The organism is Herminiimonas sp. (assembly GCF_030655415.1).
Window position 1 is genome coordinate 169,863 of the sequence record NZ_JAURVN010000004.1, and the last position, 19,757, is coordinate 189,619.

Here is a 19,757-nt window from a genome sequence, read left to right on the forward strand (position 1 = left end):
TGAACGAGGAAAAGCTAGGGCGAGAATTTGACCGCATTTTTAGTGGCATGGAGAGTATTCCGTTAGCGTACGTAGGGGACCACAAGCAACGCTTATTTATCGTTTTTCTAAGAACTTTCACCATAGCATCATGGACTTACGCGCGCAAGCGCAACCATATTGGCAACTAATTTAAAACCCGCCAATCGCTCATTTATAGAGCGAATTTGGCGGGTTTATGTTGCGTAGTGACAACGTCACATGAGGCTATTAGGGCTGTATCAGCGATCCAGCACGATACGCAGCATGCGGCGCAATGGTTCAGCCGCGCCCCACAATAGTTGATCGCCGATGACGAAGGCCGAAATGTATTCCGGTCCTTGATTGAGCTTGCGTACACGACCAACACCGATTTCCAAACCACCGGTGATAGCTGCAGGCGTCAATTCCTTGACGGTGATGGCGCGTTCATTCGGCACCCATTTCACCCATTGATTACCCGAACGGATAATGGATTCGATTTCAGCCAAAGGTACATCGCGCTTCAATTTGATCGTCAACGCCAGGCTGTGGCAACGCATCGCACCGATACGTACGCACAAGCCATCGACTGGAATTGTGTTGGTATTGCCAAGAATTTTGTTAACTTCGGCTTGGCCTTTCCATTCTTCTTTGGATTGACCGTTTTCCAGTTGTGCATCGATCCATGGGATCAAGCCACCAGCCAAAGGCGCGCCAAAGAACTCTGTTGGCACGTCGTTACGGATGGTTTGCGCAACTTTGCGGTCGATATCCAGAATTGCCGAAGAAGGTGTTGCCAGTTCATCAGCGACTGCAGCGTGGACCACGCCCATGCCGGACAACAATTCACGCATGTGATTAGCGCCGCCACCTGATGCTGCTTGATAAGTCATTGAACTGACCCATTCAACCAGACCTTCGCGGAACAAGCCGCCGACGCCCATCAACAAAATGGAGTTGGTGCAATTGCCACCGATGTAATTTTTAACGCCACGACCCAGTGCGTCCGTGATCACATTTTGGTTGACTGGATCCAGGATGATGACAGCGTCGTCTTTCATGCGCAGTGTCGAAGCCGCATCAATCCAGTAACCGTCCCAGCCCGATGCGCGCAGCTTAGGGAAAATCTCGGTGGTGTAATCGCCGCCTTGGCAAGTAATGATGATGTCGCATTTTTTCAGCGCATCGATATCGTTGGCGTCCTGCAAAGTCGTTTCCTTCTTCGCCATCGCAGGGGCTTTTCCGCCCTTGTTCGAGGTGGTGAAGAACACAGGTTCGATAAGGTCGAAATCGCCCTCTTCTTGCATACGCTGCATCAAGACCGATCCAACCATCCCACGCCAACCGACTAAGCCAACAACTTTCATCATCATTTCCTTAACTCAGGCGCATCCGGCGCCCATTAATAAAAACTACGAACTCGTGATTCAGAAAATCAAGCCAGCGCTTTGACGACTGCGTCGCCCATTTGCGTTGTGCCGACCTTGGTCGTGCCGGCTTCGTAAATATCAACCGTGCGCAAACCTTGTTTCAGCACCGATTTAACAGCCGCTTCAATACGGTCAGCTTGTTCAGTCTTGGCCAGCGAATAACGCAACATCATCGCCAGCGACAGAATTTGCGCCAATGGATTAGCGATATCTTTGCCTGCGATGTCAGGAGCCGAACCGTGTGATGGCTCGTACAAGCCTTTGTTATTCGCATCCAGCGAAGCCGATGGCAACATGCCGATCGAACCGGTCAGCATTGCGGCTGCATCGGACAAAATGTCGCCGAACATATTACCGGTCACCACAACGTCGAATTCTTTAGGCGCGCGCACCAATTGCATTGCTGCGTTATCGACATACATGTGATCGAGTTTGACGTCTTTGTATTCCTTGTGCACGTCGGTCACAACGTCGCGCCAGAACTGGAATGTTTCCAGTACGTTGGCCTTATCAACGCTGGTCAAACGCTTGCTGCGTTTTTGCGCAGCCTGGAATGCGACGTGCGCAATGCGGCGAATTTCTGGTTCGCTGTAACGCATGGTGTCGAAACCTTCACGCGAGCCTTTGAACGGACCGTCTGGTGCTTCGCGCATGCCGCGTGGTTGACCGAAGTAAATATCGCCTGTCAATTCGCGCACGATCATGATGTCCAGACCGGAAACGATTTCCGGTTTCAACGATGAGGCGCCAGCCAGTTCTGGATACAGAATCGCAGGACGGAAGTTGGCAAACAAACCCAAATGCTTGCGCAGACCGAGAATCGCTTGCTCAGGACGCAACGAGCGTTCCAGTGTGTCGTACTTGAAGTCGCCAACTGCGCCGAACAAAATAGCGTTCGCTTCTTTCGCAACTTTCAAGGTCGATTCCGGCAAAGGATGACCTTGTTCTGCGTAGGCCGCGCCGCCAACTGGCACGGTTTCGGTTTCAAACTTTTCACCCAAGGCGTTCATTACCTTGACTGCTTGATTCATGATCTCTGGACCAATGCCGTCGCCCGGCAGAATTGCAATTTTCATTTGATAACTTCAGTAAGATTTAAAAAAGGATAAAAGCGCGCGGCTACCAATCAGCCGCAACAAATCGCAAGCAGCTAGCCTGCAATTCGTGTCGTTAAATAGTGTTCGACAACCAAGGTTGTTCAGCAAGATGACGCTCTTCATACTCGCGTATCTTGTCGGACTTTTGCAAAGTCAGGCCGATATCGTCAAAGCCGTTCAGCAAACAGTATTTGCGGAATGCATCAATGTCGAATGGATAGACAACGCTGCCATTACTGGTGCCGATGATTTGTTTTTCCAGATCGATTACCAAATGATAGCCAGGGAAGGCCTTGACCTCATTGAACAGATGATCGATTTGCAATTCAGTCAGCGCAACTGGCAACAAGCCGTTCTTGTAGCAGTTGTTGAAGAAGATATCCGCAAAGCTGGGCGCAACAATCGCGCGGAAGCCATACTGACTCAAGGCCCACGGCGCATGTTCGCGCGAGGAGCCGCAACCGAAATTTTTGCGTGCCAATAAAATTTGCGCACCTTGATAGCGCGGTTGATTCAAAATGAAATCGGGATTCAGCGGACGAGTTGAATTGTCCTTGCCCGGCTCGCCTTGATCCAGATAGCGCCATTCATCGAACAAGTTCGGACCGAAACCGGTACGTTGTATCGATTTCAAGAATTGCTTTGGAATGATGGCGTCGGTATCGACATTTGCACGATCCAGCGGTGCAACCAAACCATCAAGAATATTAAATTTTTCCATAGTGCCCAACTGTTGATGCGTATCGACGACGATGTCGCCAGTAATTTTGAATATCGATGCCAGACAACTAGTTTCTACTTCAAGCAACTTCTTTGTTTTCGCGATGCGCTGAAATCATTCAGCGCATCGCGGCAAACTAACTTGTTCGCAGATTATTTACCCTGGATTTTATCGCCTACATGTTCGACATCCTTGCCGAAACCATGAACGGTATTGCAACCAGCCAGCAACCAAGCCGAAGCGATCAATAGAGCAGCGATTTTTTTCATTTTTCTCTCCTTGAATTTTATTTACAGCGAACGTACATCAACAAAATGGCCTTCAATACCGGCAGCGGCAGCCATCGCAGGGCTGACCAAATGCGTACGACCGCCTGCACCCTGACGTCCTTCGAAGTTACGATTCGAAGTCGACGCGCAACGCTCACCTGGCTCCAAGCGATCGGCGTTCATCGCCAAACACATAGAGCAACCTGGCTCACGCCATTCAAAACCAGCGGCTTTGAAAATCTTGTCGAGGCCTTCGCGCTCGGCCTGCTCTTTGACCAAGCCGGAACCTGGCACAACCATCGCCAATTTCACGTTCGATGCACGATGCTTGCCGCGTACTACAGCCGCGGCCGCGCGCAAATCTTCAATCCGTGAGTTGGTGCACGAACCGATGAACACTTTGTCGATACGAATATCGGTAATCGGCGTATTCGGTTTCAAGCCCATGTAGACCAGCGCTTTTTCCATACCGTCACGTTTGGTTGGATCTTTTTCTTTATCCGGATCAGGTACGCGACCATCAACCGACACCACCATCTCAGGCGACGTGCCCCAACTGACTTGCGGTTTGATCTCAGCGGCATTCAAAGTCACAACCAAATCAAATTTGGCGCCGACGTCCGAATGCAAGGTGCGCCAGTATTCAACCGCGCGGTCCCAATGTGGGCCGACTGGTGAAAATGGGCGACCTTTAACGTAGTTAATTGTAGTTTCATCGACGCCAACCATACCGGCGCGTGCGCCGGCTTCGATCGCCATATTGCAGATGGTCATACGACCTTCCATCGACAGCGAACGTATCGTCGAGCCGGCAAATTCGATCGCGTAACCGGTACCGCCAGCGGTGCCGATTTTTCCGATGATGGCCAATACGATGTCTTTGGCAGTCACGCCGGCTGGTAATGCGCCGTCGACCTGTACCAACATCGCTTTGGATTTTTGCGCCAACAAGGTTTGGGTCGCGAGTACGTGCTCAACTTCGGAAGTACCGATGCCATGTGCCAATGCACCAAACGCGCCATGCGTAGACGTATGGGAATCACCGCATACCACCGTCATGCCAGGCAAGGTTGCGCCCTGCTCAGGTCCGATTACGTGCACGATGCCTTGACGTTTGTCGCGCATGCTGAAATAGGTCAAACCGTATTCGTGGGCATTGCCGTCCAGCGTTTCCACTTGCAGGCGCGATGTTGGATCTGCGATGCCTTGCGAGCGGTCTGTGGTCGGCACATTGTGATCGGCCACCATAAGATTGGCAGAGACGCGCCATGGGCGACGACCAGCCAGTTTCAAGCCTTCGAAAGCCTGAGGGCTGGTGACTTCATGTAACAGATGACGATCAATGTAGAGCACGGTTGTGCCATCGTCGCCGGTTTCGACAACGTGAGATTGCCAGAGTTTATCGTAGAGCGTTTGAGCCATATTCGTGTGCAAAAGTAAGTCAATGGTGACTAAATAATCAGCCTTAGATTATGCCATATTTAGCGCGTCTCCATTGCAGGAAACGGCTGCAGGCACGCAGGAAAGCGTGCCGCACTTACAACATGAGGGTGTTTACCTTTAAAGCAATGCCCTGCTGCTGCAGTCTATTTACGACTCTATTTTTTGGCTTGTAGATAAAGTGGCATCACGCGTTGCGCGTAAACCGTCAAGTCAGCGCTGCGATCCGAACTGGATGGATGGGTAGACAGAAATGTCGGTGGCGCGCTGCCGCCGACCTGCCCCATTTTTTGCCATAGCGTGATTGCTGCGCGTGGGTCATAACCGGCACGCGCCGCCAATTCCACGCCGATACGATCCGCTTCTCTTTCGTGCTCGCGCGAATTCGGCAAGCCAATTACACCCATATACGCGTATTCAGCACCTTGCTGGCCCAGACTGCCGACGCCCAACAACGCAGAGCCGATAGAAATCAAGCTACCCGCAACCATTTGCTCAGACGCACGTTCACGTGCATGTTCGCGCAAGGCGTGCGAAATTTCATGGCCGATGACTGCGGCCAGCTCGTCGTCAGTTACTTTGAGCTTTTCGATCAAGCCGCTATAAACAGCAATCTTCCCGCCTGGCATACACCACGCGTTGACTTCAGCCGAAGTCAGGACGTTGACTTCCCACTGCCATGTTTTTGCATCCGGACGGAAGGCTGGTGTTTGCGCAATCAGACGATTCGAAATCGCCCGCACGCGAGCAACTTGCGCAGCGTCACGATTGAGATTGTTTTTCTTCTTTTCTTCCGCGATCAATTCACCGTATTGCTTGGATGCGGTTTGATCCAGCTGCTGCGCCGACACTGACATTCTCTGCGAGCGATCAACGCCAACCGTTCCGCCTTGTGTGGTTTGTACGGTTTCGCAGGCGGACAAAGTCAGCACCGAGAAAACCAGAATAGTAGACGCGCGAATAGAATGCGATTTAACGAGTTTCACTCGAGCTCCTTATAGCAAATCAGAAAAATACTGCGGCTACTGTGGCTAATACTCAGCCCGCACTAGCGGGAATCTGTGGCGTGCTCACTTTGACGTCGCCACATTGCGCGCGATGACGCAAGGCATGATCCATCAGCACCAATGCCAGCATGGCTTCGGCAATCGGCGTAGCGCGAATGCCGACGCAAGGGTCGTGACGACCCAAGGTTTCGACCATGATCGGATTACCGGCTTTATCGATTGAATGACGCGCGGTGCGAATACTGGATGTTGGTTTAATCGCAATCGATGCAGTGATATTTTGCCCGGTTGAAATGCCACCCAGTACGCCGCCCGCGTTATTGCTGGCGAAACCGTCAGGCGTTAACTCATCGCCATGCTCCGTACCTTTTTGCGAGACTGATTTAAAGCCAGCACCTATCTCTACGCCTTTGACCGCATTGATACCCATCAATGCGTAAGCAATTTCCGCATCCAGCTTGTCGTAAATCGGTTCGCCTAATCCAATCGGCACGTTCTCGGCAACGACATTGATGCGCGCACCGCAAGAATCGCCGTTCTTGCGCAAGTCATCCATATACGATTCCAGTTGCGGAAGTATCGTGGCGTTGGCAGAGAAGAATGGATTTTCAGGAACGTGCGACCAATCTTCGAACGGAATTTCAATCTCGCCCAACTGGCTCATGCAACCTTTGAAGGTGGTGCCGTATTGTTCCAGCAACCACTTTTTCGCAATCGCTGCCGCACCGACGACTGGCGCGGTCAGACGAGCGGAGGAGCGACCGCCACCACGCGGATCGCGGATGCCGTATTTGTGCCAATACGTGTAATCAGCATGACCAGGACGGAAGGTTTCGGTAATGTTACCGTAATCCTTGCTGCGCTGATCTTCGTTGCGAATCAGCAATGCGATCGGCGTGCCGGTGGTCTTGCCTTCGAACACGCCGGACAGGATTTCGACCGTATCGGATTCTTGACGCTGAGTAACATGACGCGAGGTGCCCGGCTTGCGGCGGTCCAAATCGAATTGAATGTCGGCTTCTGACAACACCATGCCAGGTGGACAACCATCGATTACGCAACCGATTGCGGGGCCATGGGATTCACCAAAAGTGGTGACTGTAAAGAGTGTGCCAAATGTATTGCCGGACATGATGATGAATGATCAATTGAATAAAGCATCATTCTACCAGTGCATAGAAAACAAATACTTCAAGAAAAATCATTGCCGAATGTTAAATCGATGTGCAATATACGATCTCCAAACCAGAACAATCAAATCCCGGAGAAGGCAACATGAGCAAGTCGGTCAGCCATAGCGAGGATGACCTTGTATTTCTGGATGAAGCTGTAATGCTATCCGAGAACAATACCCTGAGTGCTAGCAAGGACGTTTGGCAGGTCATGATCATCGACGATGATGCAGACGTCCATTCAGCAACAACCTTTGCCCTCAGTAACGTTGAAATACAAAATCGACCGCTATCATTCCTGCACGCCTACTCTGCGCAGCAAGCGCGTGACATTCTGGCGAACGAACCCGACGTTGCGGTTATTTTGCTGGACGTTGTCATGGAACAGCAGGATGAAGGCCTGCAACTGGTGCATTACATCCGCGATGTTTTGCATAGAGCTGAAGTGCGCATCATCCTGCGCACCGGCCAGCCGGGCTATGCACCGGAAATCGACGCGATCCAGCAATTCGACATCAATGATTACAAGACCAAATCCGAGCTGACCCGTATCAAGTTGTATACGGTAGTCACAGCCGCGATTCGCTCTTACGAACAAATCTGCACGATCAATTCAAGCAGCCGCGGTCTGGATATGATCCTGCGCGCAAGTACCGAATTGATGGCATTGCAAACTCTGGAAGAATTTACAACTGGCGTTCTGCAACAAATCGCCCGCCTGCTGGATGTGCCGCCTAGTGGCATTTTTTGCGTGCGCGAAACGCTGCAAAATCAGGAAACCGAATTATTCGTGGTTGCCGCCACAGGCAAATATCAGAATCTGCTGAATCATCCGGTATCTTCATTTGAAGATGAGCAAATCGGCTGCACCTTGCGTCGCGCACTAAGCGAACGCCGCAATGTTTATGGTCGTGAATTTACCGCCCTGCACTTTAGTGGCAACGCCTCCAACGATTTTGCTGCCTTTTTCCGCACCGATAGACCGCTGAACGAAATTGACCTGCGATTACTGGAAGTTTTTTGCAGCAATATTTCAGTTGGCCTCGCCAACATCATGCTGGTCACAAGTCTGCACAATTCCGCTTTCTACGATTCGCTGACTAAACTACCGAATCGCACCCGCCTCAAAGAAATCATTGACGACAATCTGGCATCAACCACAGATAAGCCAACCACATTGGCGCTGATCGACATCGATCACTTTGCCGAAACCAACGATACGCTAGGCCATCAATTCGGCGATCTCTTGTTGCTATCCGTGGCATCGCGCCTGCAATCGCGGTTAGGCGACAGGCTGGTGGTAGCGCGCGTCGGTGGCGATACCTTTGGTGTATTGGGCGATGACATACAAGTAAATCCAGCCGCAGTATTGGCGCAATTTGAACGACCGTTCAGTATTGATGGCCAGGACGTACAGCTCTCCGCAACGGTAGGATTGGTACGCCTTTCAGAGCACGATGGCCGCGGCGTCGAAGCCTTGAAAAATGCACATATTGCATTGAAACGCGCCAAGCTGCAGCAGCGCACCGGCTATCTTTATTTCTCACGCAGCATGGGTATAGATATACGCGAACGCGTGAACATGATGCATGCACTGCGTGCGGCGTTTGAGGAAAGACGCTTGTTCGTCGTCTATCAACCGCAGATCGATATGGTCACGCGCGCACCGGTTGGCGCGGAAGCATTGCTGCGCTGGCAGGCTGAAGATAAAACGATGATTTCACCAAATCGCTTTATCCCGATCGCAGAATATTCCGGCCTGATCATTGAGCTTGGCGAATGGGTATTACGTCAAGCTTGCCAAGAGCTGGTGCGTATTCAACGGCTGGGCTTCACGGACTTCATGATGTCGGTCAATGTGTCGCAAGTTCAATTCCGTCATCCGCACTTCCTCAGCATGTTGCGCAAGGCACTGGAAGACACCAACGCTCCGCCACACTGCATCGAACTTGAAATCACCGAATCGATGGCGATGGAAGAGCCGGATGCGCTGATTAAATTGCTCGATCAAATTACAGAAACCGGCGTCAGCATCGCGATTGATGATTTCGGCACAGGCTTCTCATCACTCAGCCATTTGCAAAAATTGAACGTCGATCGCCTCAAAATCGACAGAGCCTTCGTTACCGAAATTACCGACTCTTCCCGTGGTAGCAGCATCGCGGAAATGATCATTCAGTTAGGCCGCAATCTTGAACTGGATGTCATCGCAGAAGGCGTTGAAGACGAACGGCAAGCAAAAATTCTGACCGAACTCGGATGCCCTTATGGTCAAGGCTATTTATTTGCAAAACCATTGAACTCGGATGTGCTGCACGACTGGTTACGTACGCATAAAAAGAACTAATAAAAATATGCCGTTTTAATCTGTAGCTTTAAATTTTGACTTCGCACTACAAATACCAACAACATTAGTAACAACGTTTTCTTATCGCATAGTCTCTGCCTCTAAACGGACGACATGAAAAAAAGCGTACTTACTCTGCGACGTTCTATCGTGCTCGCGGTCGCCTTCGGCTTGCTCGTGCCAGCCATTGCTATTAATGGTTATAGCTGGTTCAAAACCTACGATACCGAAGTCAATAAAAGCACAGTCAAACTCGCCGAAGAAAACGCCCTGGCCTTGGCCGATGTCATGAGCGAAGCCGTATGGAATCTCAAATACGATGAAGCTTCCGCGTTGGCCGATGCTGCGATGTGGCGCAATGACGATATCGTCCGCATTGAAGTCCGCGACAACAAACGCACGGTGTTTGTCAGCAACCAACGACGCAAGCGCCCTGGCGGCTATATAGCTACCACAGAAGCCAATATTTATTATCGTGGCCAGGTTGCCGGCTCGCTCAAACTAGAGGTTGGCGGTGCACGCCTGCAGAAAATCATGACCGACAATCTGTTGCAACAGTTGTGGTCACTGACATTCCAAATCGCTTTATCGATTCTGTTGATCCTGCTCTTTTTCGAACGTCGCTTGATACGTCCATTACTACGCTTGAATACGGACACGCAACAGCTATCAGTCGGCCAGTTGGATCATGCAATCGAAACCAAACGTCACGATGAAATCGGTTTGCTATCTCAGCAACTAGAAACCATACGCAAACGCCTGCGAGAAATTTTTGGCGACAATAAAAATAGTAATGAAATCAATCCGCAAGAACGCATTCAACTGGAGCTGCACGAACGCGAAGCGCGTTTCCGCGTATTGGTGGAACAAAGCCCGATTGCCATCATCGAGTGGGACAAAAAACTGCAAGTTGTCGAATGGAATTCAGCCGCTGAACGAATATTCGGCTATCGCCGAGATCTCGCGCTCGGACGACATATCCGCTTTCTGGCGCCGCTCGACAAACGCCATCTGATTGAAGACATCGTGCTGCAGTCCAGATCCAATCCGGCGGACATACAATCGATACAAGAGAACCTGACTTCCGATGGCCGCATCATCACGTGTGAATGGCGCTACTCGACCATAGACGACGATGACGGCAATGCCGGGCGGCTCTTGTCAATGGCCGAAGACATTACAGAAAAACGCCACGCGGCCGAAGTACAACGTTTATCCGAAGCAAAGTTTGCCGGCGCCTTCCGCTGCAATCCGGATTCAGTTTCCATTGCCCGTCTTTCCGACGGTGCGTTTATCGAAGTCAATCCTGCATTTGAAACCATCCTCGGTTTTAAGCGTGATGAGTGGCTGGGTAAAAGCGCAATGCAATTGCGCATCTGGGCCTATCCAGAAGAGCGCGTAGAGTTGCTGCGCCAATTGGAAAGCGAAAAGACCGTGCAGGATTTCTCTTGGAGCATGCGTAATCGCGCTGGCGAGATCCGTAATTGCCTGATCAATGCCACGCTGTTTTCCGTCGATACCGAGGTCTACGTGATGGCGGTTATTCGCGATGTCACGAATCAACGTTTACTCGAAGAGCAAAAGGCAGAAGCAGATCACGCACTGCTACGCCTCGCGCAAGGAACGCGTGATATTGCTGGCGAAACTTTCTTTGAATTGCTGGTCAATGATCTGGCATCCGCGCTGCGCACCGACTGCGCCTTCATCAGCTTGTTAGTCCCCGGAGAACCCAAGCGCATGCGTGCACTTGCAGCCCATTTGCAAGGACGTCTCGTAGACAACTTTGAGTACGCACTGTCCGGCGCACCTTGCGAACGCACACTGGATGGACAAATCTGCGTCTTCGCAAGCGACGTACAAACACTATTTCCGAAACATAAAATACTACTGGGGCAAAATTGGGATAGTTATGCCGGAGCCGCATTGCACGATGCGAATGGCAACGTCATAGGCGTGTTGGCGGTAATGCACTCCATGCCTTTGCGTAACCACGATTTGATACGCTCATTGCTGCAGGTATTCAGCGAACGCGCATCGGCCGAGCTGGAACGCAAACGTGCAGAAGAAGAATTACGTCTGAGCGAACAACGTTTCGCAACGATTTTCCATTCGACGCCAGTCGCGATGTTTGTCACGCAAATCTGTAACGACAACGTCATCAAAGACGTCAACAGCGCCTTCGAACAATTATTCCAGCGCTCACGCGAATCCGTGGTTGGACAAAATACCCTGAGCCTGCAGATGTACTGCAATCCGGATGACCGCAATGCGCTACTGAATGAATTAAAAACAAACAGTGGCCTGCCTCACCTGAACGAAGTCTGGATGTATCGCGGCGATGGCACCAAGATTTTGATTCAATTTTCCGGTCATGTATTTTTGCTGGAAGGAGAACAATTCGGCATTCTGGCGTGCCAAGACATCACCGAAAAACGCTTGATCGAAACCGAGATTCTGGAATTCAATGCAACGCTGGAAGACCGTGTGGTTGAACGTACCGAAGAACTACAGCAAGCCAATCAGGAACTGGAAACCACGCTTGAAGCGTTGAATATGGCGCATGAAGAATTGGTGCATAGCGAGAAGCTGGCAGCACTCGGTGCGCTGGTGGCGGGGATTTCGCATGAGCTGAACACACCTATCGGCAACAGCCTGATGGTGGCGAGCACACTTAGCGACCAAACCACAAAATTACTCGATCACTATCGCGGCAACCAAGGCATCAAGCGCTCCAGTCTGGAAAGTTACTTTAACGATGTCGACAAGGCCAGCGATATTCTGGTGCGCAACCTGCATCGCGCGGCGGATCTGGTGAACAGCTTCAAGCAAGTCGCCATCGATCAAACCAGTTCTCAAAGACGGACATTCTCTCTGGAAGAAATCACCAGTGAAATTTTATTGACCTTGTGGCCGGTCATACGCAAAACGCCTTTTACTGTCGAACAAAGTATTCCGAACGACCTGAGCTTTGATAGTTATCCCGGACCGCTCGGTCAGGTTCTAACCAATTTGGTCAACAACGCGCTGTTACATGGCTTTGAAGGCCGAACTCAGGGCACGGTTGTCGTGGGCGCACGCAGTAGTGCTGAGGGCTGGGTAGAAATTACAGTCAAGGATGATGGCGTCGGCATTCCAGCCAGTAATTTGACGCGGATTTTTGATCCGTTTTTTACAACCAAGCTGGGCGAAGGCGGCTCTGGTTTAGGCTTGAATATCACGCACAACATTGTCAGCGGCATACTCGGCGGCCGTGTCCGTGTGCAAAGCGCAGTCGGCACAGGCACCACGTTTACCTTGACCTTGCCGCTGGTCGCACCACAACGCAATAACGATGACGACGCACTCCATCCTTTGTCGTGATTGTTCTTTGCCGAGAAAATACAAATCCAGTTAGAAGCGTAACCATGCGCGGAAGCGCACTAAGAACTCAGGCACAGCAACAAAAATCGATGCGGTGAACAGCGCATTCAAAATTGCTGTCACCAAAAACAATTGCGGAATGCTCAAGCCTGCATTCAACAACATCATCGCCAGCAACGCAGCAACCACCATGAACACGGCGTTCAGGATATTCATGCCAGCAATCGTGCGCGACATATGCGTGGGATCGCAGCGCGTTTGAATCAACGCAAACAGCGGCACAATATACAAGCCGCCGAAGCCGCCTATCATCAGACAATCAAACAGAATGCGGATGCTGCCAGGCTGATGTACGAAGCTGGCGAAATCCACCAGATTCGTGTTGCTGTAAGCACCGCTCGCAAGAAAAAGATCGACGCCGAATACTGTCAAACCAATCGCTCCCAGCGGCACCAAACCGATTTCCACTTTATGGCCGGACAGTCGTTCGCACAGCAAAGAACCAACGCCTATTCCTAGCGAAAAAATCGTCAATAACAAAACGAAGATACTGTGATCGCCGTGCAGATACTGCTTCGCATACAGCGGGAATTGCGCCAGCATGATCGCGCCATAAAACCAGAACCATGAGTTGGCCAGCATCGCCAAAAATACTGTGCGATTTTGTTTTGAGTAACGGATATTGCGCACTGTTTCTGTCGCCAGATTCCAGTTGATTTTCAAATCAGGCGCAGGCGCTGGTGAATGTGGAATCGCACGACTCGTCAGCCAGCCAGCAACCGCGATCGCAATCGTGCCGCCCGCAACCAGTTCTATACCCCACGGTTTTTGCAGCACCAAAACCGCACCCAATACTTCGCCCAGCAAAATACCGACGAAGGTTCCCATCTCGACCACGCCGTTACCGCCGACCAGTTCTTCCGGTGCCAGCTTTTGCGGCAAGTACGCGTATTTGACCGGGCCGAATAAAGCCGAATGCAAACCCATGCCCGCCACGGCCGCAATCAACAACCATAAATCTTGCGTAAACCAACCTACGGCGGCGACCAGCATGATGCCAATTTCCAGCAACTTGATGTAACGCACCAGCCCGGATTTTTCGAACTTGTCGGCAAGCTGTCCCGCAATCGCGGAAAACAATACGAATGGAAGTATGAACAAACCTGGAATCAGGTTATTCAAAAATCCGGCATCCATCGTGGTCCAGTTAATCGCTTCAAAAGTCAGTATCGTCAACAAGGCCGTCTTGAATACATTGTCATTGAATGCGCCAAAAAATTGAGTCCAGAAAAACGGTGCAAAACGACCTTGCGTGAGTAGCGAAAACTGACTTGGTTTTTTCATGAAGATGACATCGTGGAAATGTGAATAGATGAATGGCCTGACATTCAATAGCGCGACCGTTCTCAACGCTTCAGCCGCATATTACGCGATGTCCGAGGACCAAATAAAAAAGCCGCTCGGGCATCAATCAGATGCGCGAACGGCTTTTTAAATTAATACAGTCTTAATTGTCTTCTTCACCAGCCATTGCAGGCGTGCTCTGGATATACGATTTCAACATTTTATTCTCGAAGCTTTGCGCTTCCAGCACCGCTTTCGCGACGTCATAAAAAGAGATCACGCCTACCAGTACTTTGCCATCCAGCACCGGGACATAACGCGCATGTTTTTCAAGCATCATGCGACGTACATCATTGATTTCGGTATCGCATGAAATCGTGATCGCGTGTTTATCCATGTGTTGCCGCACGCTGCCGCTACCTACTGCGCCACCTTGTGCGTGGATGGTCGACATGACTTCACGGAAGGTCAGCATGCCGATCAGATTACCGCCCTCCATCACGACCAGCGAACCGATATCTTTTTCGGCCATAGCATTGACGGCATCCAGCATGGGGCTGTCTGGCGTCACAGTGAAGAGAATGTTTCCTTTTACCTTGAGTATTTCGGATACTTTCATGGACTAGTCTCCCATCGTTATGGTTGTACTACGTACAATTGCAATGTAGCCCATGCGCCACGAAAAATCCACCATTCCCTCATCTGGATTTCAACGCGAATTTAACGCCATAAAGCGCGTGCGTCATGGGCAGCCCCTGTATGACAGCACATGTGCGTTAAAAATTCAGAAACGTTTATTTAACATGGCTATAGCGCTTGCATACTGCGCAAACGAGGCCTAATCTGAAGATGTTGCAACCGGAGGAGGCCATCATGAATGTGATCTCACAAAAGACACAGCAATCGTTTTCCGAGTTCTACACCAGCTATCTGACCGACCATACAGATCGCACATCCCGCCAATTACATTTCTTTGGATCAACGCTTTCCATCATTTGCCTGACCTTGCTGGCGCTTAGCGGCAATGTTGGGTGGCTATTCGCAGCCATCGCATCGTTTTATGGTTTTGCGTGGATGGGTCATTTTCAGTTCGAGAAAAACCGGCCGCGTTCTTTCAAACAACCTGTTTATTCCTTCTTAGGCGCATGGCTGATGTACTGGCAGATGCTGACAGGTCAGATCTCGTTTTGATCGACCTGTACCTGTAAGGCCTGATGGCTGAAGTGTTCGGCCAAGGACACATTCAGGCCCTGCTCGACCGCAGCTTCGACGTGCTGCGCGAGTTGGCTATCGCTTGCGACATCAAATACAAATACGCGATACACATCTGCCAAAGTAAGTTGCTGCGGATTAGCCAGTAATACCCAGCGATCTAGGCCATCGGTAATCCGTTTTCCCCATTGCATACGCTTGGGGCCTTCGGTCTTGATGTGCCCTACCCAGTTGGCATCGAGCATTTTTTCAAGCAAGGCTTCGGATTCGTCAAAGCCCAGACGCGTTTTATCACGCAACAGTTTGGTATCGACGACGGCTGAATTGGCGTTCGTTCTGGCTTCATATAAAACGGCCAGCAGCGCCATCGCATCAACGAAAGCACTGCCTGGTTGCGGTACATGCCACCAGCGTTCATATTTCACGATAGGCAAGGCCGCAGTCACCACCGCTCCGCCCAAGGTAATCAGCCAACCGAGATAAATCCACACCAGAAAAATTGGGAAAGCCGCTACCGCGCCGTACACCACGGTATACGTCGGTACCTGAACGACAAATACCGCAAACAAGCGCTTGACCACTTCAAATGCAATCGCCGCCAGCAAACCACCGCACAGTGCATCACGCCATTCAACCAGCCGATTTGGCACCACGATATACAACAAAGTGAATGCCACCGTCGTCAGCAGTATTGAGATCGTTGAATACAACACACCGCCAGAAAATGGAATGCTGTTTCTGACCACGCCATTGGTCGCAGTGAATACATAAGACGTCAGCGTAATAGACGCGCCTATCAGCAAAGGTCCCAGGGTCACGATGGCCCAATACACCAATATCCGTTGCGTAATCGGCCGCGTCGTTTTCACGCGCCAGATTTGATTGAAGACGCGATCGATCATCAACATCATCATCACCGCTGTCACGATCAGGGCAACTGCACCCACTGCAGACAAACGCGTCGCCTTGCTGGAGAACTGCGTTAGGTAACCAAGGATGGTATTGGCGATCCCTTGCGGCATCAGATTGCGCACGAAATACGCTTCCAGCGAAGCGCGGAAGGTATTGAATAAGGGGAAGGTCGTAAAAATCGCCAGCGCAATCGTCAAGATAGGCACCAGCGCCAGCACCGTCGTAAATGTCAGGCTGCCGGCAACCTGCGGCAGTCTTTCTTCATCCAGACGGCGCGCTGCAAAACGGAAAAGATGCCGCATTTGCGGCCAGGATAAATCGCGGAAAAGAGGAAATTGTTGTAGCTTCATGCAGTACTTATTTGTCATTCAGGTATTTCTATTGATGATCTGAAAAGGCCTGTGCCAGATTTCGAGCAGAGGGCTTAGATCAAACATTTAGATGCTTATAAAGCATCCTATAATACCAAGCATGAACTCATCCCCGCTCCCTATTCTCGTTTTGTATTATTCGCGCCATGGCTCGACGCGCAAATTGGCCGAATTAATCGGTCAAGGTATAGACAGCGTTGCTGGCTGCGAAGCGCGTTTGCGCACTGTGCCTGCGATCTCTACCGTGACCGAAGCGACTGAACCCGAGGTGCCGCTGGAAGGCGCACCCTATGTTGAGTTGAGCGACTTGCAAGAATGCGTCGCGCTCGCACTAGGTTCCCCTACCCGCTTCGGCAATATGGCCGCGGCTATGAAATACTTTTTGGACGGCACCTCATCGCAATGGCTGTCCGGCACCTTGGTCGGCAAACCAGCGTGCGTATTCACATCGACCGGCAGTCTGCACGGCGGACAAGAATCAACTCTGTTGTCGATGATGCTGCCCTTGCTGCATCACGGCATGCTGCTGCTCGGCATCCCGTACACACAAGCTGAGTTGATGACCACTAACACTGGCGGCACACCTTATGGCGCATCGCACTGGTCTGGTGTCACAGGTAATCAGCCAATCTCAGCTGATACGCGTGCGCTGGCAATTGCTCTCGGTCAGCGCCTCGCGCAAACTGCGCTCAAGCTGCAAAATACCTGATGCAAACTCGCAGCCAAACAATCATTCATCGCGGCGCAGTCGTCAGCCTGATCGCCCTCATCGTTCTATGCATTGCATGGGAAATGGTGCTCGCGCCGATACGGCCGAATGGTTCATGGCTGGTGCTCAAGGTAATCCCATTATTGATTCCTCTGCGCGGCATACTCAAACGCGATCTCTACACGATGCAATGGTCATCGATGCTGATCCTGCTTTATTTTGCGGAAGGCATTGTACGCGGCATGAGTGATGTCGGATTGTCCGCAACATTAGGCTGGATAGAAGTTGCGCTGGTTCTGGCCTTCTTCATTTGCGTCATTGCGTATTTGCGTCCTTATAAAAAAGCTGCGAAAGCACTCACCAAACAAGCCTTGAAAAAGGCAGCCGAATGACAGCGGCGCTAGATAATGTTTTAGATTCGTTTTTAGATGCATGCCGCAGCGCCATCGGTGCGCAATATGTATCGATAGATGCAGAACAGAATGCAGCTTATGTGACAGACTGGCGCCGCCGTTTTACCGGCACCGCTTGCGCCGTAGTCAAACCTGGATCAACGGAAGAAGTTGCCGCGATTATTCGGCTCTGCAATAAGTTCAAAGTACCTGTGGTGCCGCAAGGTGGCAACACAGGCCTGGTGCTCGGCAGCGTGCCGGATAACAGCGGCAGCGCGATCGTCTTGTCGCTTACGCGTCTGAACGAAATCCGCGCTGTCGATCCGGTCAACAATACGATGACCGTCGAGTCCGGCTGCATCCTGCAAAATATTCAGCTAGCAGCTGAAAACGCAGAACGACTCTTCCCGCTTTCTCTCGCTTCTGAAGGAAGTTGCACCATAGGCGGCAACCTTTCATCCAACGCCGGCGGCACTGCCGTTCTGCGTTACGGTAATGCGCGCGAATTATGTTTAGGCCTGGAAGTTGTCACGCCACAAGGCGAAATCTGGAATGGTTTGCGTGGTTTGCGCAAGGACAATACCGGCTACGATTTGCGCGATCTGTACATAGGCGCAGAAGGCACACTGGGCATCATCACCGCTGCCGTCATCAAACTATTCCCGCAACCAAAGGCGACGCGTACCGCACTACTCGCCTTGCGCAATGTTGACGATGCCTTGCGTCTTTTTGTCCTGGCGCAAAGCAAATGTAATGCAGCGCTAACAGGCTTTGAGTTGATGTCGGGATTCTGCCTGGCGCTAGTCGGCAAACATTTTCCTCAGATGCACGTGTCGTTCAAAGACATACATCAGCAATATGTTTTGCTTGAATTATCCGATAGCGAATCAGATGAGCATGCAAACACTCTGCTGGAAAATCTGGTTAGCGAAGCGTTACAACAAGATATTGTGCAGGACGCGATTGTTGCTACCTCGATTGCTCAATCAAAAGCATTATGGAATGTGCGCGAACATATTCCACTGGCACAAGCCGCTGAAGGAAAAAATATCAAGCACGATGTATCGCTGCCGATCTCTGCGATTGGCAATTTCATTCGCGCTACTGAACAGCTAGTGCAAAAGACATTTCCCGGCGCGCGCATGGTGACCTTCGGACATTTAGGCGATGGCAATCTGCATTACAACATTGCCCATCCTGAAGACGAAACTGAAGACAGTTTTTTATCACAGCAAGCCGCGATCAATTTCATCGTGCACGATAGCGTGCATAGCTTTGGCGGTTCGATTTCTGCCGAACACGGAATAGGCGCGTTGAAACGTGAAGAAATTTTGCGTTATAAATCAGAGATAGAAATGAATCTGATGCGGACGATCAAACATGCACTCGACCCACTCAACATCATGAATCCGGGCAAAGTTATCTAAGATTATTTTCAGTTGTAGAAGCACTTCGTCGTTCAACCAAACACGGGATTGCCATGCCATCCAAGCTGCTGCTTCTTGCAATGATCTTTTTCTCCGCACCTGCCTTCGCGATTTATAAATGCGAATCCGGCGACAAAATCATTTATAGCGATACGCCCTGCCATGGCGGCAAAAGCGGCAGCATGAAAGAGCTTGCTGTCGTAGACCCAGCGAACGCAACGGAGAACAACGCAGCGCAAAAGCAATTACAGCAAGACAAGAAGGAACTGCAGCGCCTGCAACAAAGACGTGAAAAGGAAGAAATACAAGAAGCGCGTCAGCAAGCGAAGCGTTACAAGACAGCTGAAGCGAAAAAGAAAAAATGTGCCGAGTCAGCGCAACGTGTGCAGTGGGCTAAGGAAGATGCAAACAGTGCGCCAACCAAAAGCAGCGAACGAGCTAAACAAAAAGCCAGGCGCACAACAGAGAAACATCAGCTTTCTTGCGGCAACGCTTGAACAAAAAACTTACTTGAAGCAAACCTGACAGAAATTTGATTCATGTCAAA

At 50.8% G+C, this 19,757-nt stretch carries 16 protein-coding genes and 1 pseudogene; 7 read left to right on the forward strand and 10 right to left on the reverse strand.

The features are described from left to right. Positions 1–260: 260 nt before the first annotated feature. The 7 genes from asd to aroC all read right to left on the reverse strand — a co-directional run bounded on the left by asd (position 261) and on the right by aroC (position 7,096). The gene (gene asd / locus Q7T66_RS03460) at positions 261–1,373 is read right to left on the reverse strand and encodes an aspartate-semialdehyde dehydrogenase (protein WP_370691603.1); all 1,113 of its coding nucleotides are present in this window, start codon (positions 1,371–1,373) and stop codon (positions 261–263) included. Positions 1,374–1,435: 62 nt separating this feature from the next. Next, on the reverse strand, positions 1,436–2,506 hold the full coding sequence (leuB, locus tag Q7T66_RS03465; protein ID WP_304931905.1) for a 3-isopropylmalate dehydrogenase: 1,071 nt from the start codon (positions 2,504–2,506) through the stop codon (positions 1,436–1,438). Between the two features lie 94 nt (positions 2,507–2,600). Beyond that, positions 2,601–3,248, reverse strand: coding sequence for a 3-isopropylmalate dehydratase small subunit (gene leuD / locus Q7T66_RS03470; RefSeq protein ID WP_304932319.1), 648 nt, complete (start codon positions 3,246–3,248; stop codon positions 2,601–2,603). Positions 3,249–3,400: 152 nt separating this feature from the next. Further along, complete coding sequence (locus Q7T66_RS03475) at positions 3,401–3,517, reverse strand: entericidin A/B family lipoprotein (RefSeq protein ID WP_304931906.1); 117 nt, start codon at positions 3,515–3,517, stop codon at positions 3,401–3,403. A gap of 21 nt (positions 3,518–3,538) precedes the next feature. Next, positions 3,539–4,939: a 3-isopropylmalate dehydratase large subunit gene (gene leuC, locus Q7T66_RS03480; protein ID WP_304931907.1), complete on the reverse strand. Its 1,401-nt coding sequence runs from the start codon at positions 4,937–4,939 to the stop codon at positions 3,539–3,541. A 176-nt stretch (positions 4,940–5,115) separates the two neighbouring features. Beyond that, positions 5,116–5,943 carry a M48 family metallopeptidase gene (locus Q7T66_RS03485; protein ID WP_304931909.1) on the reverse strand — a complete coding sequence of 276 codons (828 nt, stop codon included), beginning with the start codon at positions 5,941–5,943 and terminating at the stop codon, positions 5,116–5,118. A gap of 52 nt (positions 5,944–5,995) precedes the next feature. Further along, a complete protein-coding gene (aroC, locus tag Q7T66_RS03490) occupies positions 5,996–7,096 on the reverse strand; it encodes a chorismate synthase (RefSeq protein ID WP_304931910.1) in 1,101 nt (366 codons plus the stop codon). A gap of 143 nt (positions 7,097–7,239) precedes the next feature. Here aroC and Q7T66_RS03495 point away from each other — a divergent pair, with 143 nt between their 5' ends. Both Q7T66_RS03495 and Q7T66_RS03500 read left to right on the forward strand, forming a co-directional pair. Next, positions 7,240–9,483, forward strand: coding sequence for a bifunctional diguanylate cyclase/phosphodiesterase (locus Q7T66_RS03495; RefSeq protein WP_304931911.1), 2,244 nt, complete (start codon positions 7,240–7,242; stop codon positions 9,481–9,483). 114 nt (positions 9,484–9,597) lie between these two features. Continuing rightward, on the forward strand, positions 9,598–12,843 hold the full coding sequence (locus Q7T66_RS03500; RefSeq protein ID WP_304931912.1) for a PAS domain S-box protein: 3,246 nt from the start codon (positions 9,598–9,600) through the stop codon (positions 12,841–12,843). Between the two features lie 39 nt (positions 12,844–12,882). On the opposite strand, the pseudogene Q7T66_RS03505 reads toward Q7T66_RS03500, so the two are convergent. Together Q7T66_RS03505 and Q7T66_RS03510 are read right to left on the reverse strand one after the other, a co-directional pair. Further along, positions 12,883–14,187 (reverse strand): annotated as a pseudogene (locus tag Q7T66_RS03505) (MFS transporter); the annotation flags it as partial. A 163-nt stretch (positions 14,188–14,350) separates the two neighbouring features. After that, complete coding sequence (locus Q7T66_RS03510; RefSeq protein ID WP_304931913.1) at positions 14,351–14,806, reverse strand: CBS domain-containing protein; 456 nt, start codon at positions 14,804–14,806, stop codon at positions 14,351–14,353. A 254-nt stretch (positions 14,807–15,060) separates the two neighbouring features. Here Q7T66_RS03510 and Q7T66_RS03515 point away from each other — a divergent pair, with 254 nt between their 5' ends. Next, positions 15,061–15,378: a DUF962 domain-containing protein gene (locus tag Q7T66_RS03515; RefSeq protein ID WP_304931914.1), complete on the forward strand. Its 318-nt coding sequence runs from the start codon at positions 15,061–15,063 to the stop codon at positions 15,376–15,378. Here Q7T66_RS03515 and Q7T66_RS03520 read toward each other — a convergent pair. Continuing rightward, positions 15,363–16,661 (reverse strand): YihY family inner membrane protein, encoded by a 1,299-nt coding sequence (locus Q7T66_RS03520; RefSeq protein ID WP_304931915.1) that lies wholly within the window; start codon positions 16,659–16,661, stop codon positions 15,363–15,365. The two genes, Q7T66_RS03515 and Q7T66_RS03520, sit on opposite strands and share 16 nt — an antisense overlap. Before the next feature lie 121 nt (positions 16,662–16,782). Between Q7T66_RS03520 and wrbA the strand changes: the two genes are divergently transcribed. Genes wrbA through Q7T66_RS03540 form a run of 4 tightly spaced genes read left to right on the forward strand, consistent with a single transcriptional unit; the run spans position 16,783 to position 19,707 of the window. Continuing rightward, positions 16,783–17,391: an NAD(P)H:quinone oxidoreductase gene (gene wrbA / locus Q7T66_RS03525; protein ID WP_304931916.1), complete on the forward strand. Its 609-nt coding sequence runs from the start codon at positions 16,783–16,785 to the stop codon at positions 17,389–17,391. Next, entirely contained in the window at positions 17,391–17,783 is a 393-nt protein-coding gene (locus tag Q7T66_RS03530) for a DUF2069 domain-containing protein (RefSeq protein ID WP_304931917.1), read from the forward strand. The genes wrbA and Q7T66_RS03530 overlap by 1 nt, the downstream gene beginning before the upstream one ends. Then, on the forward strand, positions 17,780–19,210 hold the full coding sequence (locus tag Q7T66_RS03535) for an FAD-binding oxidoreductase (protein ID WP_304931918.1): 1,431 nt from the start codon (positions 17,780–17,782) through the stop codon (positions 19,208–19,210). Before Q7T66_RS03530 ends, Q7T66_RS03535 begins: the two co-directional genes overlap by 4 nt. A gap of 53 nt (positions 19,211–19,263) precedes the next feature. Next, positions 19,264–19,707: a hypothetical protein gene (locus Q7T66_RS03540; RefSeq protein ID WP_304931919.1), complete on the forward strand. Its 444-nt coding sequence runs from the start codon at positions 19,264–19,266 to the stop codon at positions 19,705–19,707. Positions 19,708–19,757 lie beyond the last annotated feature (50 nt).

Excerpts from the sequence above, each read along its gene's own strand:
- Q7T66_RS03510 (WP_304931913.1), bottom strand. The coding sequence starts at position 14,806 with ATGAAAGTATCCGAAATACTCAAGGTAAAAGGAAACATTCTCTTCACT.
- Q7T66_RS03515 (WP_304931914.1), top strand. The coding sequence starts at position 15,061 with ATGAATGTGATCTCACAAAAGACACAGCAATCGTTTTCCGAGTTCTAC.
- leuD (WP_304932319.1), bottom strand. The coding sequence starts at position 3,248 with ATGGAAAAATTTAATATTCTTGATGGTTTGGTTGCACCGCTGGATCGT.
- Q7T66_RS03500 (WP_304931912.1), top strand. The coding sequence starts at position 9,598 with ATGAAAAAAAGCGTACTTACTCTGCGACGTTCTATCGTGCTCGCGGTC.
- wrbA (WP_304931916.1), top strand. The coding sequence starts at position 16,783 with ATGAACTCATCCCCGCTCCCTATTCTCGTTTTGTATTATTCGCGCCAT.
- aroC (WP_304931910.1), bottom strand. The coding sequence starts at position 7,096 with ATGTCCGGCAATACATTTGGCACACTCTTTACAGTCACCACTTTTGGT.
- Q7T66_RS03530 (WP_304931917.1), top strand. The coding sequence starts at position 17,391 with ATGCAAACTCGCAGCCAAACAATCATTCATCGCGGCGCAGTCGTCAGC.
- leuC (WP_304931907.1), bottom strand. The coding sequence starts at position 4,939 with ATGGCTCAAACGCTCTACGATAAACTCTGGCAATCTCACGTTGTCGAA.
- leuB (WP_304931905.1), bottom strand. The coding sequence starts at position 2,506 with ATGAAAATTGCAATTCTGCCGGGCGACGGCATTGGTCCAGAGATCATG.
- Q7T66_RS03535 (WP_304931918.1), top strand. The coding sequence starts at position 17,780 with ATGACAGCGGCGCTAGATAATGTTTTAGATTCGTTTTTAGATGCATGC.
- asd (WP_370691603.1), bottom strand. The coding sequence starts at position 1,373 with ATGATGATGAAAGTTGTTGGCTTAGTCGGTTGGCGTGGGATGGTTGGA.
- Q7T66_RS03495 (WP_304931911.1), top strand. The coding sequence starts at position 7,240 with ATGAGCAAGTCGGTCAGCCATAGCGAGGATGACCTTGTATTTCTGGAT.
- Q7T66_RS03520 (WP_304931915.1), bottom strand. The coding sequence starts at position 16,661 with ATGAAGCTACAACAATTTCCTCTTTTCCGCGATTTATCCTGGCCGCAA.
- Q7T66_RS03475 (WP_304931906.1), bottom strand. The coding sequence starts at position 3,517 with ATGAAAAAAATCGCTGCTCTATTGATCGCTTCGGCTTGGTTGCTGGCT.
- Q7T66_RS03540 (WP_304931919.1), top strand. The coding sequence starts at position 19,264 with ATGCCATCCAAGCTGCTGCTTCTTGCAATGATCTTTTTCTCCGCACCT.